Raw genomic sequence first — 795 nt, 5'->3', positions numbered from 1 at the left:
AGGGTGCGCTGGGTGCGTTTTTTCATAATAAATATCCTTATTGAGTGATAAATTTATCAAGTGTTTGGTCATGATGGAGTAAAAGACCTCCTTGCCTGAGAAGCTGGGAAGAAGGGTTAGGTTGTCCTAGGCAGACCGTGCAACGTGCAAATTAAACGGCGCGTGGGGAGAAAGGTTAAAATCGACAGGTATAGGCACGCATCATAAAGAAAACAGAGAAGATTTCGCGTACTTCAAACCGCGATTACGACTCACATGTTGCTTCCAATTTTGAGCGCTAATGATGGTGTTCTTAAGCTTCCGATAACGTTTTTTACAAGCATTCTTTGAAGCTGGGAGAGTGAGACGGTTAACTGATTGAACTTGTTTTTGAACCGCAACAAAATGAACACCCTTCCAATAGAAAGGGAATGAAAGGTGTCCAGTAAAAGACAGTAAGGCGGCAAACGCCATGTGTTCACGCCCGACCGTTCCCAGTTCTTTGACGCTGACAAAATCCCCTTGTTCAACAAAGTGGCCTAATACATTCGCCGCCTCATCTGTACGACAATGTCCGTAGATAATCTGCATCGTTCACACTCCTTTTTAGGACATTGTTTTGTTCTTTTAAAAAAGCAAAACAATGGGCTCTCTTTCAAGAGCCGTGCTACAAACTGGCTTGAGCATTCTTGTAGTAGAATGCGCACATCCAAAGGGTGTGGTGTCTGGTATTCCCAAGTAACTCTATTTCACCACTCAACCAGCGTGCTTAATTGAGTAGAAAAACAGCCTTGGACTTCGCCCCAGAGAGGGCTC

Annotated in this window: 1 protein-coding gene; it reads right to left on the bottom strand. The window is 44.2% G+C overall.

Annotation, left to right across the window (positions count from 1 at the left end; translation table 11 throughout):
- Positions 1–201: 201 nt before the first annotated feature.
- A complete protein-coding gene (locus AB4653_RS08710) occupies positions 202–570 on the bottom strand; it encodes a hypothetical protein (RefSeq protein ID WP_048660709.1) in 369 nt (122 codons plus the stop codon).
- Between the last annotated feature and the right edge of the window lie 225 nt (positions 571–795).

The organism is Vibrio sp. 10N.222.48.A3, from assembly GCF_041475345.1.
GTDB lineage: Bacteria > Pseudomonadota > Gammaproteobacteria > Enterobacterales > Vibrionaceae > Vibrio > Vibrio tasmaniensis_A.
This window is presented reverse-complemented; position numbering and strand designations above follow the sequence as displayed.

What these genes read in the sequence shown, in the direction of transcription:
- AB4653_RS08710 (WP_048660709.1), bottom strand. Translation starts at nt 570, where the DNA reads ATGCAGATTATCTACGGACATTGTCGTACAGATGAGGCGGCGAATGTA.